The following is a 19,870-nucleotide window of genomic DNA, read 5'->3' on the forward strand; positions in this document are numbered from 1 at the left end:
CTTCGTTTATTTAATTACGGGTCTTATTATAAGGAGCCGAACTTACAAGACGGTTACAAATTCTCAACAAAGCCGGTTCTCCTAATTGGCAAAAAAAAATAGATCCGGCGCTGTTATCGCCAAGATCTATAGGTCAAGAAGATGCTAACGCCTCGATCCGCTGCAAAATCGAATATTCATCCGGATAAACCATCATGTATTCCGTTAGTCCGACCATGAGGAACAGCTTCTGGTAATGCGGCGTAATTCCGTAAGCGAAGGTTTGGTTCCCTGCTTTGGCGGTTGTACGAACAAGACGGATCAGCAGTGCGATTCCTAAGCTGTTAATGTAAGGGACCCCGGTAAAATTAAGCACCATGAACCCGCTTCCGCGGCTTCTCTTTTCTTCCCAATCACGCAAAAAACCGAGGATGGGCTCTTGCGCGTTTCTGGACAAATCGCCGACCAAATCTACAAGGACGGCTTCCGGATGCTCCCGAACCTCCATATGAAAACCGGTGTCCAAGCCTCTCACCCCGATCGTTTAAATTCCATTTCAATATAAAATTTACCCCTGCTGCGACCATACGACCAACGGTCGGCCAACGCTTCAATGAAGAGCAGCCCCCAGCCTCGGAATTCCTCTTCGCCTTCTGGGGAGCCTGCCTCCCGCTTAGGGGAATTAAACCCTTCTCCTTCGTCCGAAATATGAAAGAGATAGCTGATTTCATCCACCTTCATTCGAACCCGTACGGGCAGATTTATGTTCAACCGGTTCCCATGCTCGAACGCGTTCAGGCAGGCCTCCGCTACAGCCGTCAGCATGTCATCCAATCGGGTGGAAAGCGGATCCAACCTTCCGATGATAGCAGAGATCTCGCTTAAGACGTTCTTCTCCTGCCCATATTCACTGGATAAAACCCATTTGGCGGCAAAAGGAACCCTGGTTTCCATACAAAACATCACCTTCTATCTGATCCAAGCACTAAGAGCTTAACATATATTGTCTATTATAGCTTCTATCGATTACAAAAAACTTACAGAATCCAGTCGAGAAACACCTTGCCTTCTGGCATGGGATTAATCGCTTTCGTCTTTCGCGTGAGGAGTGTTAAAAGCTTTATGCTGCTGGTAGGATATAATGCGTTTCGTTTCTTCCGAAGGGGATGCATTCAGTTCCATCCGGCACACATCCGCGAGCTTGCCGTACCACCGCTCCGCTTCTTTATGTCTTCCTATGAGAACAAGAAGCTTCATCATCGCTTGATAGGCATCCTCCTGATAAGGTCTGAGCTCAATCCAGCGGCGGTAATACGATTCGGCCTGGTCGAACTGCCGCTCCTTCTCCGCCGCTTTTCCAAGCTTGTGAAGGACGAAGGTTTGCTTTTCCAATAAATACTCCCGCCGCTGCTCCAGCCAATCCAGGTAAGGAAGCTCAGGAAGCAGCTTGTCGTATAACGCATTCGCCTGGCTGTACAGATCGGCCGCCATACCGGGATCCTGAAGCCACAGTCGATCGGCCACCCGAATGAGGTTCATATACTTCTCCACATCCACAAACTCGATCATTGATTCGTTCAACCGAATCTGGTCGTCCTTTATGAGTACGCCGTTGTCGATTTGCAATGCGCTTTGCAAGACCTTCCTGAGCTGATGAACAATAACAGACAGATGCTTGAGCGCCCGCTCCGGCTCATTTCCAGGCAGCAGCAGCTCCGCGATCTCCTCTTTGCCCGCCGAATAATTGGGCTCTAACAGCAGATAGATGAACAGCTCTTTGGCTTTCTTCCGTTTCCAGGGAATGTCCGCCGCCTCGCCTTGCCTGCCGATGAGCCTCAGCCCCCCGAAACAGTGAATCGTCAAGGGACCGCCCGCTGCCGGTGAGGCCTCTTCGCTAATGACGATGGACGGGCCTTCCGCCGGTTTCTCCAGAGACGGCTGTTCCCTTTGTTCTTCACGCTCCCGCTTCATATAGGAAAACTTCAGCATGCCGCCGATGGCATCCATTTCCTGAAAAGCCTGCTCTGCGGCTTTATGGTTCCCCTGGGCTTGATACCCGTCCGCCAGGGCAAGACGAACCGAATACTGCAGCTCCCAATCAGAAACGTAGCTTATCTTCAACCGGTCCAAACGGGCCAGCTGCTGCAAATAAGCCCGATTGTTCGAAAGCCTCAAGGCATAAATCAACTGCAGCTCCGCCGCCGCAGCCAGTTTATAAGGCAGATGCTCCAATGGAATTCCCATCAGGATCCCTGCCGCTGCTTCCCACTCTTCCTGCTTTGCCAGCCTCAGCGCCTGGAGCAGAAGATCATAGGGCTTGAATCTCTCGTTTGCCGCCGCCAGCTTTTGTACATGCATCACTAACGCTGTCTCGAGTGCGGTGTCCTGCTCCCGCCCTTCCAGCATGAACAGCTCGACCGCCATGTCGGCTTGTTCTGCACTTCCGTCCCGTACAAAGGCATCGAAAGCTTCCAGAAGCAGGGCCTTAGCCCCCGAAGAACCGCACAGCAGCCACTCCGCCCGGCCCAAAGCGTAAGGGACCTGACCGTCCAGCTCCATTCCTGTACCCCGCTCATATTCCTGCTTCAGAAATTGAAGAATCGTCTCGGCCGAGCTCAGGTTCCCTGTACGCAAAAGAAGGTCAGCCCAAAGTCCCATGGCTGACAAGAGCGGCCTGCGGAAGTTCTGTACAGCAAAGCCCTTGACGGCTAAAGCCAAATCGCGTTTGGCCTCCAGAAGCCGGCCGGACCGATAATGATGCTCGCCGCCGGCCTTCAGCAGCAGCGGAGACCCTTGAAGCCGGGATTTGGGAAGAAGCGACAGCATGTCCTCTCCCGCGTCCCGTCCCTGTAATATTTCATTCTCCAACCACATGATCGCTTGTTGTACGCGTCCTGAACGTATCCATTCTTGCAGCTGCCCGTACAAATACACCATCTCCATCATCTATCGGTGCTGTTTATTTTACAGTACACAAGAACTAGCGTAAACGCGAATGGTGTCGATAGCGTAAAAAAAATTATAAAAAATGAGCTGTCTATAAAAATAACCCCGACGAACTCGAGTCCTAAGACCTAATTCCGGGCAGGGTTGCATTATGTTACAATAGGTTTCATTAAATTCTTCCGAATAGGGGATTATGCCCAGATGATGATCACCTTGATTTTATTGGGGGCGTTTGCGTCGGCATTAATAGGGTACCTGCTGCTAATCCTGCCGACTCAATGGCTAAAGGTGGAAAGGGTAAAGTACAACCTAGGTCTTGGGCTAAAAATACTTCAACTGAGTGATCTGCATGTGGAAAGACTGAGGATTAGTACGAAGAATCTGCAAGCGGTGATTGAAAAAGAAAAACCAGACTATATCTGCATAACAGGCGATTTTACCAAGCTGCCCGGCAGTTTACCGAGGTTAAAGGAATATTTGGCCGTTATTAGGGACTCCCAAATCCCCACCTACGCCGTGCTGGGCAACCACGATCATCAGCAGCTAAAACTCCGCAGACTCATTCAGCTCATAGAAAGCTTCGGCATCCGTATCCTTAGAAACGAATCTCTTGTTCTGGGAAGCTTTCAGCTTATCGGAATCGATGATTATGACAGCGGCAAGAGCAATATCGGCAAAGCCTTTTCCCGTGTAGACTCGTCCATTCCGAAGATTGTGATAACCCACGATCCTAATATCGTACTGGTGCTTACCCGAAAATATGATTATTTAATGGCAGGCCATCTCCACGGAAAACAATTCAATATTCCTTACTTCTATAAAATAAGGCCAATGGGTCCTTTGCCCGCCATGGGGATCTACAAGGGTCTCAACAGCACACCCTATGGCACCTATTACATTTCCAAAGGGATGGGCCAGACCGGCATCAACATCCGATTCCTGGTCCGTAGCGAGGTAACTATGCATTATTTGTAGATATTGACTTGGCTGCCAACACCCGATGCCGGAAACCACGTGAGATAATAAAAGACAGGCATAGGATATTGAACTGCCCCCCGGTTGTTAGGCACAACTAACATTGGGGGTGCAGTTTTTTTCATGACAAAATTTAATATGGAACTGAAAATGCAAGCCATTCTCAGATATCAGGCAGGACATGAAGGCGTGAAATGCATTGCAAAGTCATTAGGGGTTAATCATGAAGTGGTACGTATGTGGATTAAACAATATGAATATCACGGTATAAAGGCTTTTGAAAAAAGCTATACAGCTTACACTAGGCGGTATAAACCAGACGTACTCCAATATATGAGTGAGAATGGGACGTCTCCAAATGAAACAGCCGTCATTTTTAATATTCCTTCTCCTGGGATCATTAGAAAAAAAGGCATGAGCCCAGTACAATACCGAGCTCATGCCCAACAGGCCGCCTAACGAAATTAACTGTCTAACTTTATGGGGTCACTTCATACCCGACTGCCTGCCTTACTTTATATATATCTTTGCTTTATTTACTCAAGGCTTTACGCGCCGCAGCTTTCTGCGATTCATACTCCTGTCGGTAAGTGCCAATGATAGCAGTATCATAGCCGTTACTCCGAAGTTGCCCCTCCAAGGTATCCATAATTGTGGAGAACTCGGCGTCATACCCATTCAGGGCAGATTCGGCCTGCTGCTTCATATTGGTTCTCACTTGCGCATCCTTACTGGAAATATACTGCATGACCAAATTGGACAATTGGGAAGAAGCCCTGTTTTTCAAGTCACTGATTTGAGAATTTGCCTTTGCGACAATAGAATCATAAGTCGGCTTAGTTGTGCTTCCTCCATTGCCTCCAGCTATCGAAGGCAAAGACGATGGAGCAGCCAAGCTGGATGCAGACGGTGCAATTGGTTGAGATGGAGTGGCCGCACTCTGAGCAGGCGGAGCGGAATCCGCGACAACCCTCTCTTGTTTGGAGTTATCCGTTGATGTGGAAATAACAGAATAGCTTTCCTGATCCCACTCGATCTTTTGGCCCACCATTTCCGAGATAAAGCGAATTGGAACATAAAGCGTATCCTGGTAGATAAATCCGCTCGGCAATCCGGAAGAAGGCTGTTTAGCTTCACCTTGAAAACGGTAAGATACCTGTTCAAAATAAACATCAATCTGTTGAGGCGTCAGATATCTATTATCCCTTTTCACGCTGGTGACATCCCGGTTAAGATGATTGATCCGATATTCATCGATCAGTTGCTTGTCCTGGGCAATTGGCTTCGATAAGGATACAGTGTACGTGTCGTTATCCCATTGCACCGAATAATTCAATGCATATGCCACAAACCGCAGAGGCACATAGGTGCTCCCCTCGTAAATAAAACCTTTTTGACCATCAGATGGAACCAACTCGGATCCGTCAAATATAAAATGCATAGAGGGATAGTAAACATCAACCGGCCTGGACTTTTGTACGGCATCCGCAGTACCGATCAAGAACGTGGACAAAATGAGTAAAAGAGCGGCGCTTCTGATATAATGGGCTTTCAATTCATTCACCTTTTTCTGTAGTTTAACAAGCACTCTTAAACGTATTAAACCCTCATTTATGTATAAATCTATAGACAAGATAGATTATTAGAATCCACAATGGAAGACTGAGAAGTATCCCGGATAAACAACCTTTCGAAAAATCCAAGCCATTTGGTTTGTTCACCGTATTCATCATCCCCAATCCTTTTTACGATCCAGGGGAACTATACAGCTCGAGTTTTAATAGTTCCAAAATAAAAAAAGGCACCTACTAATGCCCCGCAGGTATCCAGCAGCACATCTGCAAACAAAGGCGTTCTATTCCCGGTCAAGTATTGATGAAATTCATCAGACCCCGCATAGACAAAGCAGCCAAAAAGCACCAAATAAAATGCATGCCGCACACGAGCATTGTATAAAGCCCTTGCAGCTAAAAAACCTAATGAAGAATATAACATCAAATGGGCACCTTTTCGAATAAAAAACTCAATAAATCCATAGGGCCCATTATTATTCACGCTAATTATTTCATGACCGTAACGGATTTGTACAGAAGAAAAATGGTTTTGAACAAATTCTTGGGAAATCACTTTTTGTAATCTTGGTCTAAGATCTTGCTTCTGATATGGTTGAGAAGAAAAATAAAAGATAATTAACATAAAAACGATAACTGGAAACCAATATTTTAGAAATTTTATAGCAGAACATCCTCCCACTATAAAGTATTGTTTTCTCCTGTTTTCTCACTTATCCTTAGGTTTTCGACTTTGACGCCTTGAGGGTATTGGATGAGAATTGATGTAGATACATATTTTTCTGTAAGGGCCGGTGGCGGGAATAGAGCCTGTAATTACCAGATTCCAGACTGTGGATAAAAAGGTGGGATCGCACAGTGGATCTCCACATCCGCCCTCGGGGTTTACCCTCCCATATCACGCTGGGTCTATGCTCTTACATTCCTTCGTTCTATCTCTCAAGGGGTATTGGTGGAGCGCTTTAAATTCTTCGTTCTTGGCCACCATAGCGCGGAACAAGATGCCTCTAAGTCGAGAACGCCCCCGCTTGCTAAACTCGGTCTTTCCCTTCCGTTTTACGTAGCTGTTCTCTGTCAGATTCAGTCCGGCCAAGCGGATGATCTGCTGTCCGTGGTCGTAGTTGTTTAGTACGCCAATCCCGGGGATGCTCAGCATTTGCACCGTCCCGGGGATTTTCTCAAGAATCCACAAAACTTCTGACATGATGGTTTCTTCCTGGTCAGTCAACAGGTCGAACTGCTGCAGCAAGCCAGCAAGCTCAATTCTTGATGCCCACTCCACGCTTGATTTCCGTCTTCCAATATGCGAGAACGCCTTTGGCGCCTGTAGAGATGATTTCCTCTGGAGTTGGAAACTGACGCATGGTCATGAGTGATGCTTTGCCTTCCCAGTCCTTCACACCTGTGGATACTCCGGAAAGTAGCGGTCAAACCAGTTTGCGATTCGAGCTTTCACTTGATTCAAACTCACCATGATCTTCTCGCGAAAATTCATCAGAATGCGCAGTTCTGCACTTCCATAGTCGGTAAGTTGGGCTCTGAATACTTCCCGTTCCGAATGAGGTCGGCAATGACCTTCGCATCCTTATAGTCGCTCTTAGTGAGTTGTCCTCTAGCTCCTTGCTTTTGTTGACATGATGCGGATTGACAACGACGATTTTGATGCCTTGCTCCTTCAGAAACACCGCTAACGGGAACCAGTAGTGTCCGTTAGGCTCAATACCAAATACGATGTCTGTTTTCTCATGAGCTTGGCCTAGCTCCTTCATCAACGATGCCAGCTTCGTTAGCCCTTCCTGATCGTTGTGGAACACGTAGTCCTTCCCGAGCTCAATGCCGCGGAAATCCACTTCCCGAGCTACGTGTATCTTATTGGCGATGTCCGCGCCGACGATCAGCGTTTTTTCGGTAATTCGTGTAATGCGTTGAATCTGTTTCTGCTTCATCTTATACTTCATGTGAGCGCCTCTTTTCGTATGGGATTGTTCTTGCCTGAACGTATCCCAGTATACTAGAGGCGCTTTTTTCGTTCAAAGCCCAAATTACTTCATTACAGGAATTGCTCCATATATATATGGTTTCTCATATTAATTATAATCTCTTCTCTTTACTATGATCAAATAGTTGCCATATGCGATGTGCGCTTACGATAAAAGCTGCGTTCCTCACAATGAAGATCCTATAGATGTTAAACACAGCACATCACAATGTAGTAACTATATTAACTTAAGTAAAAGATTTACTAAACGACAATTTCCCTTTACTCGTAGTGAATAAATTTCCAACTTTAATAGGAATTCCTAGAAATTCATTATATCCATTAGGGTTATTTGACTGCCATTGCCAAGAATCTGAGCACATTTCTTCAATTCCCCTTTCAGCAACCCAACCAAGCTCTTGTTTTGCTTTTGTTGGATCTGCATAACATATTGCTACATCACCAGGTCTTCGTTCTACGATGGAGTAGGGAACCTTTTTACCAGAAGCCTTTTCAAATGCTGCAACCATCTCAAGCACAGAATATCCTCTTCCTGTACCCAGATTATAGGCAGCAATTTCTTTAGTTGACATTATTTTTCCCAGGGCTTTCAAGTGCCCTTTCGCTAGATCTACTACATGGATATAATCTCTCACTCCAGTGCCGTCAATTGTAGGGTAATCACCTCCGAATACCCTTAGTTTATCCAACTTACCAGCTGCTACCTGTGTGATATATGGCATAAGGTTGTTCGGGATGCCATTCGGATCTTCTCCTATAAGCCCACTTTTATGCGCTCCGATAGGATTAAAATAACGGAGAAGTGCAATGCTCCATTCATTATCAGATCTCTGTATATCTCTCATTATCTCCTCAATCATGAGCTTGGTTTGTCCGTAAGGGTTAGTAGCACTTAATGGAAAGTCCTCTGAGATGGGAACACTCTCCGACATCCCATACACGGTGGCCGATGAACTGAATACTATCTTCTTTACTCCATATTTTTGCATAACATCACATAGGATAAGAGTCCCAGTAATATTGTTATGATAATATCTGAGCGGTATTTGCACTGATTCACCGACTGCTTTAAGTCCTGCAAAATGGATGACTGCATCAATGTTATTATCCATAAAAATCTTTTCTAACTCTTGCTGATTTAATAAATCAATGTCATAAACTGCAAAATCCGTTCCAGTTATTTCTTTAACACGTCTCAATGATTCTTGTTTACTGTTAGAAAAGTTATCAGCAACTAAAATATCGAAACCTGAATTTAAGAGTTCCACACAAGTGTGGCTTCCAATATAACCTGCTCCTCCTGTTACTAAAATTGACATATATTTTCCTCCATTAATATTTTTTGAATATATGTAATCTATGAAACTTTTTAATTTGTTTTAATTTATTTGTTGAATACTAAAGTAAACAGCTACTAGAAATAATTTTTAACCAGCATCACACATCAAGTATATTGTGGCAGAATATATGGACAGGTAATGTTTAATGAAAACAACAATTGAGAATCTACAATTACAGGACATTGATACACAATCTACCATGTATAACGCCTTAGGATTATAATCGTTACCAAAATAGAATTTGCAAATATACTTATAGTGTTGAACGAAATTTTATCTACATTATCCGCTCAATTATCAAATAAGATAGCTAAAGGACCTGGTATATATGGTTCCAAACTCGAGATAAGACTCAAAAATTTGATTTGCATTCAAACATGGGATTTATTGATTAATTAAATTAAGTTTTATCCCTAACATCTCTATATACTGATTCTCTAAAGATTCAATCATTTTTTTTATACTATACTTTTTGCTACTTTCTATTGAATTCATTATTAGTTGGTCATATTTAAGTTCTGTTAAATTTATAACGTTTTCCATTTTAGCAGCTAAATCAAGCGAATCCTTAGGTTTAATTAAATAACCATTCACACCATCTATTAAAGCTTCAGGAATACCTCCAACTTCACTTGCTATTACTATTAACCCTGCAGAGAATCCCTCTATTAAGGTATATGGAAAACCTTCCTGAATGGATGGCATTAAAAATGAATCATACTCTTTTAGAATGCTAAAAACATTTTTAGGCTCCACAAAGCCTTTTAAATTAACATTCCGTAATTTGTATGAATTTACTAAACTTCTAATATCATCAATTAAAGGTCCATCACCGTACAAATCAACATAATACTTATTATTATAATTGTTATTTAAATATTTTATTGCCTCAATCAAGTAAACTAATCCTTTTTCTTCAATAAACCTTCCAAGGAAAATGAATTTTTTGGGATCGTTTCTCTTTATAGTAAGAGTTGTTTCACCGTCTATTGGAATACCATTATATATCACAACAACATTTTCATTATTAACACCTGTTGAGATGATCTGTTCTTTTACATTATTAGACACTGCGATAATCTTATCATTATATTTGAGAAGATTAATATATAAAAACTGATAGAGACGTTTTAACTTCAATCTTTCAGGAATCCAACCATGTGCAGTAGACATTATTTTAAATTTCTTCCCAGCTAAGAAACTCGCTATACCACCTAAAAAAGTTGCTCTAGGACTATGTAGATGTACGATATCGGGTTCTATCATTTTTATTATTTTTTTTATCTTAAATATCGAACTTATACCTCTATCAATTTCGAACACATTTATTCCACTAATTGATTTTAGCCTTGTACAGATCTCCGAATGACTGGGGATAACAACATTAAGCTCGAATAAAGTTTTATCAATATTTCTAATAATATCAATCACGTGTTTTTCTGTTCCACCGAAACTTGAATTCAGAACAATAACTAAGAGTCTTATATTTTTCATTTTATTAAGAACTTTATTTATTAAAGTTCTACTCCTCTCTATTATGAAATATTACATTTTTTAAAATTAGCTTTTGTTGCAAAGATTATCGTCTTTGAAGGTAATCAAGATTATTAAAAATGGATTTTAAATTTGAGAACAATATAGAAAATAATATAGATTTATTAATGTATAATGAGGAAATTAATGATGTACAAGAGATTAAGATCTATATAATAATTAAAAATTTATCACTTTTTTTTAATCAGAAAATACTTGAACCGGATATATAAAAAAATACTTCCAACTATTGGATTATTTTATTCCTGTTGGTGTATCTCTGTCTTTTGCGTTTAAAGATCCTCTTTCACTTGTTGCAAGGGCGCCCGTTAGCGATAGTTCAATGTTTTTTTACATATTGCATTAATCGGCTGAATTAACAATGTAAGCCATTCGAATTCATTTAACTACTGTTGTCACCGTATCGGACGATTAATCAGTGTGATTATCAACAGAGCAATCCAATAGAACACTAAAGCAAATATGATGTTATTTGCGACTTGAGACAATGAGTCACGCTGAAATATCATGATCACCGGAAGTGCAAAATACTTCATTGGTGAATTCGAGCGTAACTTGGTCAAGATAAAACCAATGAGTGCGAACACTACGATGATTCCACCATACCCTCCATTCATCCAAGCCTGAGCTACTGGAGAAAAGCCAAGCCCGCCTCCGCTGATAAATATACTATAGAAATAGTGTGCGACGTACCACAATTCCAATGTAGGCGGTTTTTCATGACCAAAGAAAAACGTATAAATCGATGATGGAATCACATACAGAATCGCGTGGATATATGACGGATATGAGCCATAATAGTCGTTACTTTGGGCGATTTGTTCTGTGACTTGAAATGCACCGCCGGTCTCTCCACTAGAAAATGCCCAAGCACTCGCCGGAAACGTTGAAAGGGATTGACCCGACATAAGTGCATCCCGAAAATTGGTCATTACTGGCGAAACTGTGACAAGTATCAGAACAACAACGATAACTGTCCATATTTTATTTATACGAACAACTCCACGATCAATTAGTAGGGCGACAGCAGGAAAACAAACTAGTAAAATAGTTGACCGACTTCCAAAACCCAAAAAGAAAAATGCGGCTAACATTGCTAACAATAGCAAGAACCGTCGTGTATCTTTTTTATTGTTAACTGTAAAGGCTAATAAAAACAGTCCTACTTCTAAAACTGCTTGCCAGGGGACCCATAAATAGGTGCCAGACGTTTGGAGAGAATCGGAAATTGCTTTCAGACGATTGGTTATTCCAAATGTAGCTAGACCTCCTGTCATCATTTGGGTGTAAATCATCAATACTAATCCGAGGACAATGAAAAATATTGCAACTTTTCGCGAACTATTAGGTTTTGGCGTAAACTCTATGTTTTGTTCTTTTAATTGAGACATACTTATGTTTCCGAAGAGCCATATCGACGCAATAAGTGAAACGTCCGCTACACAATATAGCGTGAGTGCACTGAGTAAATCTGATTTTGAAGTGTTTGTTAAGGCCCCGGTTACAAAATCAAGTGGTGTTGTCATCATGTATAGTGTAAAAGACAAAATAAACAATACGAGAAGGTTTGTGAATATAGATCCGGTAGCATTCTTCCTTACGTTTACATATATGATATATAGGTTTACAATTGTAAGGATGAAACTTATTGCCAAAACACCACTTGATTGGATTATGTTTGATAACCATAAACTAATCAATGCAATCACTATACTCAATGTAGTTAAAGCAGATCCCCATTTTAAACATGATGACCTACATAGAATTGAAAAAGCAAAATTTGACCGGAAAATATTATTAATATTGGATGGATTATTAAAATTATTGTCTATTGTTGTTTCGTACTTCTTATTATCGAGCATAAAAAGCCTCCAATTGAATGCAAATAAAATTTCTTAACTTGATCTATTATCTTTGATAGCTAATTTCATTAGTATAAATACTTTGCATCTTCAGCGATACTTCGGTAATATCATAACCCGCTGCTTTTAAAGCAAATTGTCGAACAGACCAATTTGGTCGATCTGTTTCAAGGCTTTTTAAAATTTGATTAACCCAAAAGTCAATATTACTCTGCAAATCAACAAACTGTACTAGACCAATGTTAATATCTACATCTCTACTAACTGTACTTGCTATCACACAAGGTACTCCTGCCGCCTGCGCTTCAATAGTAACTAATGGAATTCCCTCATACAGAGACGGAAATACAAATACATCGAAGCAATGCATGATTTGTGGAATGTCAGTACGGACACCAAGCATGTGAACATTTGAACATATTTCATTGTCTTTCACTAGATCTTCAATTTCATTTCTCAATGGTCCGTCTCCTACTAATATTAACTGTGCGTTAGGTAACTTTCTTAAAAGATTTTTAAAAATATTAATTAAAAAGCGATGATTTTTAACTGAATTAAAACGACCAACATGCCCAATTAAAGGAACGTCTATTGGAAGATTAAGTTTTTCTCGTAATACTTTTTTCTCAGGGGGAGATATGTTATAGGGAATTAAATCAATTGCGTTATTTAATACCTTGGTACGAAGATCATTCCGGCAATTAATACCATACAATGATTCACAGGCATTTTGAGAACATCCTAGTAAATGAGTAGCATTTTTTAATATCATATTAGTCATATACCATCGATAAACTTTTCGTAGCAATGTATCTTTCTTATCATCTTGAGTTGTATGGCTATGAGCCAAACGAAGCGATATACCCGATTTATTCGCAATATTTAAAACATATCCACTAAAATGATGTACATGACTGTGTACACCAGCGAAAGGTCCATATTCATTTATAATATGTGCTAAAACTTTTCCATAAGCAATTAATCCAACATCGGTAGGACTAGAATGCGGAAAAATCCTGCCTCCAAGTTTATAAATTTCATTATCAAAATCACAAGGCTGGTTGCTATTCACTGCAAAGTCAAATTGAACTTGACTCCGATCAATATTGCGATATAAATTCATAATTAATGTCTCTGCACCGCCACGATTCATGGCACTTACAACATGAAGAATTCGAACGCAATTATTCTTCAATATCTTCACTCCATTACTCCATTATTAACATATTTTCATTATCAAGAAATCTTGATAATGGTCGACTGCTGTTGTTATATTATATTCAAACTTGCCTATAAAAATAAGGATCTTCGCATTATTACCATATGAAAAATCCATTAATTCTCAGTTATGTTATATCAACCATTTAGAGGATTATCCACGGTGAACACACTATTATTACAACCTAAAACTCGTAATAATACTCGCTTGGGTGCAACAAAAACCATTTACCAATAAATCTGGAACTTATCTTCGTAGCCTGATGATTCAAATCATCATTTCTCTTAAAAGTTAGCACTGCAACAACATACTGAGCCAATTGGTTTTTAAATATAATTAATTCGAGTTATCATAAACTTTATCCCCTGAGCGTAGGTAAATATTTTAATAACTTGTTATTATAGCCATATAGAAAGACAGTAACCCAAGTCCTAAAGTATTTAATTTCCTCGTTAAAAGCAAATAAAAATCCGCGATTATCCCTAAGAATTTGGTGAAAAAAATTATTGTATTTTAATTTTAGAAAACCACTTTTCTTTTGAAGTAAGCAAATCTTTAAGTAATTTTTCTTTATCACATGGATTATCCCACCAATTCAACGTTCGTAAATACTCTATCTCTTCATCATTAAATCTACTTCTAATAACTTTTGCGGGGACTCCTCCCACTATTGTATACGGTGTAACGTCTTTAGTTACAACTGCCCCTGCAGCAATAATTGCCCCATTACCTATTTTTACTCCCTGTAGTATTACTGATTGACTTCCCACCCATACATCATTTTCAATAATTGGCGGGGAGTTATAATCATCATAAAGCTGATGCATCTTAAATATATTCTTTTTTCCGTAAGTATACGGAGAGGTCGATATATAATTTATAGGGTGTTCTGGGAGTCCGATTTGGCAATAATATCCTACAGAACAGAATTTACCTATTATACCTGATGCAATAATAGATCCCCTATTTATATAAGAACACTCTCCTATACTTACCCCCTCATTTATTTCGACCCCCCTAGAGATCGAAACATTTAACCCTAATTTAACATTTCCCTCTATCAAGTGAGATTCAATATTTCTACCAATATATTTTCTTTTGAGCTTGAGAAGCTTAATATATTCTTTTATTCCATTGGGAATCAAATCTTTAATTAACAATTCATCAGCCCCTTTTTATTACCAAAACCCATGCCAATAATCTAGAACTTATTAGCCCCGATATTAATATTATCCATACCGATAACGAGAAGGGATTAAAGGTTAACTGTTTGATAAAAAATTTTATCCCTTTCAACCTATCCCCTGCTAACAAATAAAACAAAATTCTCATCTTACAAAACGTTTTATACCTAACCGGAGCTACTTTTTTCAGAGCATCTCCATGTCTTAAAAGTAATAGTTCAATCCCTTTCGCGCTATCCGGAGCATCAAGCAACGTTTTGTCAACTAATTTCCTTTTATTTAGATTACTTGTCCGATTTATTGCATCTGTATGCTCAATAGCAACTATTTCAGGTACCATAAGTGTCTTATAATTTTTTGCAAAATCCAAATGATATATACTCTCATAACTTCGATCCTCAGGTAATTTAACATGGGTAAATGTTTTCTTTCTTATACAATTATTAAAATCCGACAAACCAATACTTTCAGTCCATCTCATATACCCCTCATAATCAAAAATCTCATTATTAGGTATTGGATCAGGAGAAACTCTTCCATCATCCCATTGATACATAAAGCCTATTCGGTCAATATCATCGGAAACTTCCTTTGTTTTTGTACTTATATTCTCAAGAGCACCAGGTAGAAATTCATCATCGCTGTCTAAAAATATAATCCAATCTGCACTAGCATGTTCTATTCCAGTATTTCTTGCAGGGCATACACCTTTATTTACATCATGCCTTATAAGTTTAATTCTGGGATCATCAAAGTTATTTACTTCTAGTATAGAATTGTCTGAGGAAGCATCATCAACGATGATAATTTCGAAATCCCTAAAAGTTTGTGTTAAACAACTTTGAATTGCACGCTTTATCTCCTTTTCACGATTGTACATTGGTATAATAATACTAAAGTAAGTTTTTAAATCATTAGACTCCTCTATTAACTGCATTTAATTTTCTCCTTCTTATTAATAAGCAATGAAGCTGAATAATATGATGCTGCACTAAACATATGTGCTAGTAAAAAGGCAAATCCCAATCCCATTGCACCCATTGTTTTTATAGTTACTATGGTAAAACCAACAAGTATCATACTCCAAATAAAAGAAATCAATGCTTGCCACCAAATCTTTCCATGTACGAATAGTGTCTGGAACAAAGCTGTAGCAATAACTTCTATAAATGTTGAGAAAGATAAAAGCATTACTAATGTCCTACCACCCACAAAATCTCGTCCATAGATGTTTAATAGAAAAGGTGCACCAATTGAAATTAAAATAGCAACTATTAAAGATATCCCAGCCGTGACACACAAATTCATCCAAAACATATTCTGATAATCAGCATTATTTTTTTGACCGATAAGATTTGACAAAATAGGTGAGGCAACACGTGATATAAGTCCTGGAACAAATAAGATAATGATTCGAAAGTTATTTGCTGCATTATAAATTGCCATTTGTAAAAATCCATCAGTTTGTTGTACAAGAAGTGCATTTGTTTCCCAAATTGCAATTCCTCCAATAATTCCTGAAATTGCGGATGGTATAGCAAAAGTAGTAAATATAGAACTTTCGGACCACAAACGGTTATATTGTATTTTTATACGGTAGTAATTACATGCGTTTCGTAACTTTACTAGATATAAAATCCAACTTACAAATGCTGAAATCCCCAATGCAATAGAAGCCCCCGTTAAACCAAATGACGACGTAAATATATAGGTGATAATTAATGAAGTAACACCTTGAAAAACGCCAATTTTTGCAATTGATGAAAAACATTCAAACCCAATTAATGCTCCTAATTGATAACCATTAATCGTAAAGAATAAAACATATATTGAAGCTATACGAAGTTGGTTAGTGATGTCTGGATTATTTAAACTATGTGTAGCTAATAAAGGTGCAAAGAATAATAATCCTACTGAGAATAACAAACTAGTTACCCAAGCTATTGTAGAACACAATCCAATGATTTTTCCTGTTTTTTTAGGATCACTGATTCTAAATTGAGAAACATATTTAGTAGCAGTTGAACCTAATCCTACACCAGCAACTGCGCTTAACATCCCAACTGTACTTTGAATTATTCCAATTTCTCCAAATAACTTTGTCCCAAGTAATCGTGCGACAATAATAGAACTGGCAAATACACTTCCTTGAGATATCACAGAAGCGAGAAAACTCCACTTTACACCATCTATAAATCTGATCAATAATTTACTCTTTGTAATATGTAAAAACATATTCCCACACCCTATAACTGATTATCTATTTGCATCTGAAAGGATTCCTACTTATCACTCGTCTGATATGTTATGATCACCTGTGGATGGATAAAGTGTCATCGAAACAATGATTCAACAGTTACAAGAAGTTAAAACGTGTTTAAAGTACGGGAAAACTCAGCGTTTGTCGCACGATATCACCTCAGAGATCCGTAAAAAAGTTCAAGCCTTCATTGATAACTTTATTTAAAATCTAATAAATATCATCTATCGCCTTTGCATTTGAAGGTAGCCTTATTAGTTTAACTTAAAACTATTCTAAAAATTTATCACTCAATCAAATAGTCTACCGTCACTAATCTTTCGAGAAGCACCAACATAAAAGTTCGAATATGTATATTGCCCTTTTATCTCGCTCCATCCCCTGTTAAAACAACATTAACCGTCTTCATAATAATCTTTAAATCTAACCAAACGGAAAGCTCTCTAATGTAGTATAAATCAAGTTCTAATTTTTCCTTAGGTGTGATCTCATACCCACCGTTAACTTGAGCCCATCCAGTCAGCCCAGGTTTCACCAATAAACGATTTATAAAACCCGGGATCTCCTCATTAAATTGAGCAGTAAACACCGGCCTTTCTGGACGTGGTCCAACTAAACTCATTTCACCTTTAAGCACATTAATTAGCTGCGGGATTTCATCAATTCTAGTTTTTCTAATAAAAGAACCAATTTTTGTTACTCTTTTATCGTTTTTTGTAGCCCATTGGGCACCATTTTTTTCCGCATCAATAAGCATGGATCTCAGTTTAATCACTTTAAAATATTTGCCATTAAGTCCAACTCTCTCTTGTAAGTAAAAAGCTGGACCTGGAGTTTCTAACTTGATAGCTATGATAAAAAATATTAATGCAGGTAAACATAGAAATAACCCAGTTAAAGCCATAAAAATATCCATGGTCCTTTTTATGTATGGGTAAAATCCTACTTTTCCAATTCCATTGTGTACATTTGATTGCTCCATTATAGCAGCATAATCACTATAGAAATTTCCCTCAATTTTTTGAGCCAACATTTCCACCCATACCTCCAGCCCCTATTTATTAAAGTTTTAGTTCTATTGGTTTGATTTTAGTAAATAATAGAACTAATCAACATTTGTCTTGATTAGACACTCCCCTAAATGATCCCCTAAATGAGTTAATTTTAAAATCCCTAGAACAGAAGACCACAGGTTTTAAAATTAGCTCACTTAGTGTGTCTATACGTGTAATTCTAAAAAAATAACATTTGAGTGTTTCAAACTATTATTAAATGGTTAATTATTAAAGGGCATCAAACCCATCCTCACATCAAACCCTTGACGATTAACGTCTAAGGTGATTCACCCACAGCTTGATCGAGTGCCCGCAGTGATAAAGGTGCAGCAGACATTACCATAAAAGTAAATATTTTGAGGAATTAGTAAAATATTTTCGGGAACCGATCCCCAATAGTTCACCAAAAATCAATTCTCTCTATTGCCGTAATAATAGTAGTAATAAGCTCCACTATTTTTACGATCCAGGTTATTGAGAACGACACCTAGAATTCGTGCTTTGACATGCTCTAGATTCGCTTTTACTTTCAGCAGAGCTTCTTTTTTCACTGAACCCGAATCGATGACCAGAATAACGCCATCACATTTAGTAGCCACAACCTGCGCATCGGTCACAGCTAAAGCGGGTGGTGTGTCTATGATGATTACATCGTAATTTTCTTTCAGAGAGTTAAGCAGCATAGTCATTCTATTGGAAGATAACATTTCGGAAGGATTCGGCGGGATAGGGCCTGAGGGTATAATTTCCAGTCGATCGACATCCGTGGCTGTGATCACGTCCTGCCAGTCCGATTGACCTGCTAATATGTTGGTTAGTCCTTGCCGATTAGACCTTTGGAAGGTATGGTGCATCGTTGGCTTCCTTAAATCGGCATCCAACAAGACGACTTTCTTTTCTGATTGCGAGTAGGCCACAGCCAGATTGGCCGCAGTCGTCGATTTGCCTTCCCCTGGTCCGGCTGAGGTTAACATTAATACCTGCAGCTGATCATCAATAGATGAAAAGTCAATATTCGTCCTTAAAGTGCGATAAGCTTCGGAAATTGGGGACTTTGGATTCTCGTGCGTAATGATCGGCCTTTTAACTGTTGATTGTGACATGATTTTCTCCCCTGATCTGCTTTGCTTGTGTGCTTCTTGCTGCCTGTAGGTCTTCCGGTTTCATCTTTGTTATAGCGGCTAAGGTTGGCAATTCGAGAATACGTTCGACATCCGCTTCGGTTTTAATTGTGTCATCCAAATATTCAAGCAAGAAGACTAATCCGACAGCGACCATTAAGGAAACGACAAATGCTATCGCGATATTTAATGTTTTATTTGGCTTAACGGGCTCTGGCTGTTTCTCAATCTTCGCTTCGTTCAATATCGAGACATTATCTACCTTCATAATCTTCGGTATTTCCTGCTTAAAAGTATTGGAGATGGCGTTGGCGATATTTGCTGCTTTCGCCTGGTCTTTACCTTGTACGGACAGTGTCATTACTTGTGTATTGTTCACGGTGCTAACCTTCACTAAACTGCTTAATTGATCTGAAGTAAGGTTAAACTCGGGATGCTCTTTAGTTACAATGTCCATTATTGCCGGAGTTTTAATTATTTCTTTATACGTTTCAATCAATCGAATCTGGGTGTTGATAAGGTCACTATTCAATTGATTAACTCCTACTTGATCATTAGACTTGTTCACAATTAATTTGGTACTGGCTTCATACACAGGTTGGATAACAAAAAAGCTCACTACCCCGGATGTTACAGTGGAAATTAGCACCAAACTAACAATAAGCCACAATCTTTTACGGATTACTTGAAGATAATCCTTTAAATCTGATTCCATTATGATCCTCCACTCTTGAAGTAAGTCCCAAAGTTAGTAAATATAAAATCCTCCTCCCAACCGCGAATGTGAGAGGAGGACATGTCTGGG

The 19,870-nt window shown here is 39.2% G+C and carries 17 protein-coding genes and 1 pseudogene; 2 read left to right on the forward strand and 16 right to left on the reverse strand.

Features of this window, described 5'->3' with window-relative positions; genetic code table 11:
- Positions 1-133 precede the first annotated feature (133 nt).
- The 3 genes from ACZ5N7_RS11490 to ACZ5N7_RS11500 all read right to left on the reverse strand — a co-directional run bounded on the left by ACZ5N7_RS11490 (position 134) and on the right by ACZ5N7_RS11500 (position 2,925).
- Entirely contained in the window at positions 134-505 is a 372-nt protein-coding gene (locus ACZ5N7_RS11490) for an STAS domain-containing protein (protein ID WP_464654311.1), read from the reverse strand.
- A gap of 5 nt (positions 506-510) precedes the next feature.
- Positions 511-933, reverse strand: a complete 423-nt coding sequence (locus ACZ5N7_RS11495; protein ID WP_464654312.1) for an ATP-binding protein — start codon at positions 931-933, stop codon at positions 511-513.
- Between the two features lie 126 nt (positions 934-1,059).
- Positions 1,060-2,925 carry an AfsR/SARP family transcriptional regulator gene (locus tag ACZ5N7_RS11500; RefSeq protein ID WP_464654313.1) on the reverse strand — a complete coding sequence of 622 codons (1,866 nt, stop codon included), beginning with the start codon at positions 2,923-2,925 and terminating at the stop codon, positions 1,060-1,062.
- Positions 2,926-3,126: 201 nt separating this feature from the next.
- Between ACZ5N7_RS11500 and ACZ5N7_RS11505 the strand changes: the two genes are divergently transcribed.
- Together ACZ5N7_RS11505 and ACZ5N7_RS11510 are read left to right on the forward strand one after the other, a co-directional pair.
- Entirely contained in the window at positions 3,127-3,900 is a 774-nt protein-coding gene (locus ACZ5N7_RS11505; RefSeq protein WP_464654314.1) for a metallophosphoesterase, read from the forward strand.
- Positions 3,901-4,023: 123 nt separating this feature from the next.
- Positions 4,024-4,359: a transposase gene (locus ACZ5N7_RS11510; RefSeq protein WP_464654315.1), complete on the forward strand. Its 336-nt coding sequence runs from the start codon at positions 4,024-4,026 to the stop codon at positions 4,357-4,359.
- 73 nt (positions 4,360-4,432) lie between these two features.
- On the opposite strand, the gene ACZ5N7_RS11515 is transcribed toward ACZ5N7_RS11510, so the two are convergent.
- The 13 genes and pseudogenes from ACZ5N7_RS11515 to ACZ5N7_RS11575 all read right to left on the reverse strand — a co-directional run bounded on the left by ACZ5N7_RS11515 (position 4,433) and on the right by ACZ5N7_RS11575 (position 19,780).
- The gene (locus ACZ5N7_RS11515) at positions 4,433-5,455 is read right to left on the reverse strand and encodes a copper amine oxidase N-terminal domain-containing protein (protein WP_464654316.1); all 1,023 of its coding nucleotides are present in this window, start codon (positions 5,453-5,455) and stop codon (positions 4,433-4,435) included.
- A 206-nt stretch (positions 5,456-5,661) separates the two neighbouring features.
- Positions 5,662-6,153 (reverse strand): VanZ family protein, encoded by a 492-nt coding sequence (locus ACZ5N7_RS11520; protein WP_464654317.1) that lies wholly within the window; start codon positions 6,151-6,153, stop codon positions 5,662-5,664.
- Positions 6,154-6,417: 264 nt separating this feature from the next.
- Positions 6,418-7,429 (reverse strand): annotated as a pseudogene (locus tag ACZ5N7_RS11525) (IS110 family transposase); the annotation flags it as partial.
- A gap of 268 nt (positions 7,430-7,697) precedes the next feature.
- Complete coding sequence (gene galE / locus ACZ5N7_RS11530) at positions 7,698-8,789, reverse strand: UDP-glucose 4-epimerase GalE (protein WP_464654318.1); 1,092 nt, start codon at positions 8,787-8,789, stop codon at positions 7,698-7,700.
- A 405-nt stretch (positions 8,790-9,194) separates the two neighbouring features.
- A complete protein-coding gene (locus tag ACZ5N7_RS11535; RefSeq protein ID WP_464654319.1) occupies positions 9,195-10,304 on the reverse strand; it encodes a glycosyltransferase family 4 protein in 1,110 nt (369 codons plus the stop codon).
- Positions 10,305-10,759: 455 nt separating this feature from the next.
- Complete coding sequence (gene wzy / locus ACZ5N7_RS11540; RefSeq protein ID WP_464654320.1) at positions 10,760-12,226, reverse strand: O-antigen polysaccharide polymerase Wzy; 1,467 nt, start codon at positions 12,224-12,226, stop codon at positions 10,760-10,762.
- 46 nt (positions 12,227-12,272) lie between these two features.
- Positions 12,273-13,430, reverse strand: a complete 1,158-nt coding sequence (locus tag ACZ5N7_RS11545) for a glycosyltransferase family 1 protein (protein ID WP_464654321.1) — start codon at positions 13,428-13,430, stop codon at positions 12,273-12,275.
- A 518-nt stretch (positions 13,431-13,948) separates the two neighbouring features.
- Positions 13,949-14,605 (reverse strand): CatB-related O-acetyltransferase, encoded by a 657-nt coding sequence (locus ACZ5N7_RS11550; RefSeq protein WP_464654322.1) that lies wholly within the window; start codon positions 14,603-14,605, stop codon positions 13,949-13,951.
- Positions 14,606-14,609: 4 nt separating this feature from the next.
- Entirely contained in the window at positions 14,610-15,566 is a 957-nt protein-coding gene (locus tag ACZ5N7_RS11555) for a glycosyltransferase family 2 protein (protein ID WP_464654323.1), read from the reverse strand.
- A complete protein-coding gene (locus tag ACZ5N7_RS11560; RefSeq protein WP_464654324.1) occupies positions 15,557-16,864 on the reverse strand; it encodes an oligosaccharide flippase family protein in 1,308 nt (435 codons plus the stop codon). Before ACZ5N7_RS11560 ends, ACZ5N7_RS11555 begins: the two co-directional genes overlap by 10 nt.
- A 389-nt stretch (positions 16,865-17,253) precedes the next feature.
- Positions 17,254-17,871: a sugar transferase gene (locus ACZ5N7_RS11565; RefSeq protein WP_464659240.1), complete on the reverse strand. Its 618-nt coding sequence runs from the start codon at positions 17,869-17,871 to the stop codon at positions 17,254-17,256.
- A 483-nt stretch (positions 17,872-18,354) separates the two neighbouring features.
- On the reverse strand, positions 18,355-19,047 hold the full coding sequence (locus tag ACZ5N7_RS11570) for a CpsD/CapB family tyrosine-protein kinase (protein ID WP_464654325.1): 693 nt from the start codon (positions 19,045-19,047) through the stop codon (positions 18,355-18,357).
- Positions 19,028-19,780: a YveK family protein gene (locus ACZ5N7_RS11575; protein WP_464654326.1), complete on the reverse strand. Its 753-nt coding sequence runs from the start codon at positions 19,778-19,780 to the stop codon at positions 19,028-19,030. Before ACZ5N7_RS11575 ends, ACZ5N7_RS11570 begins: the two co-directional genes overlap by 20 nt.
- Positions 19,781-19,870: the final 90 nt, after the last annotated feature.

This window comes from Paenibacillus sp. JCM 18996 (genome assembly GCF_055392555.1).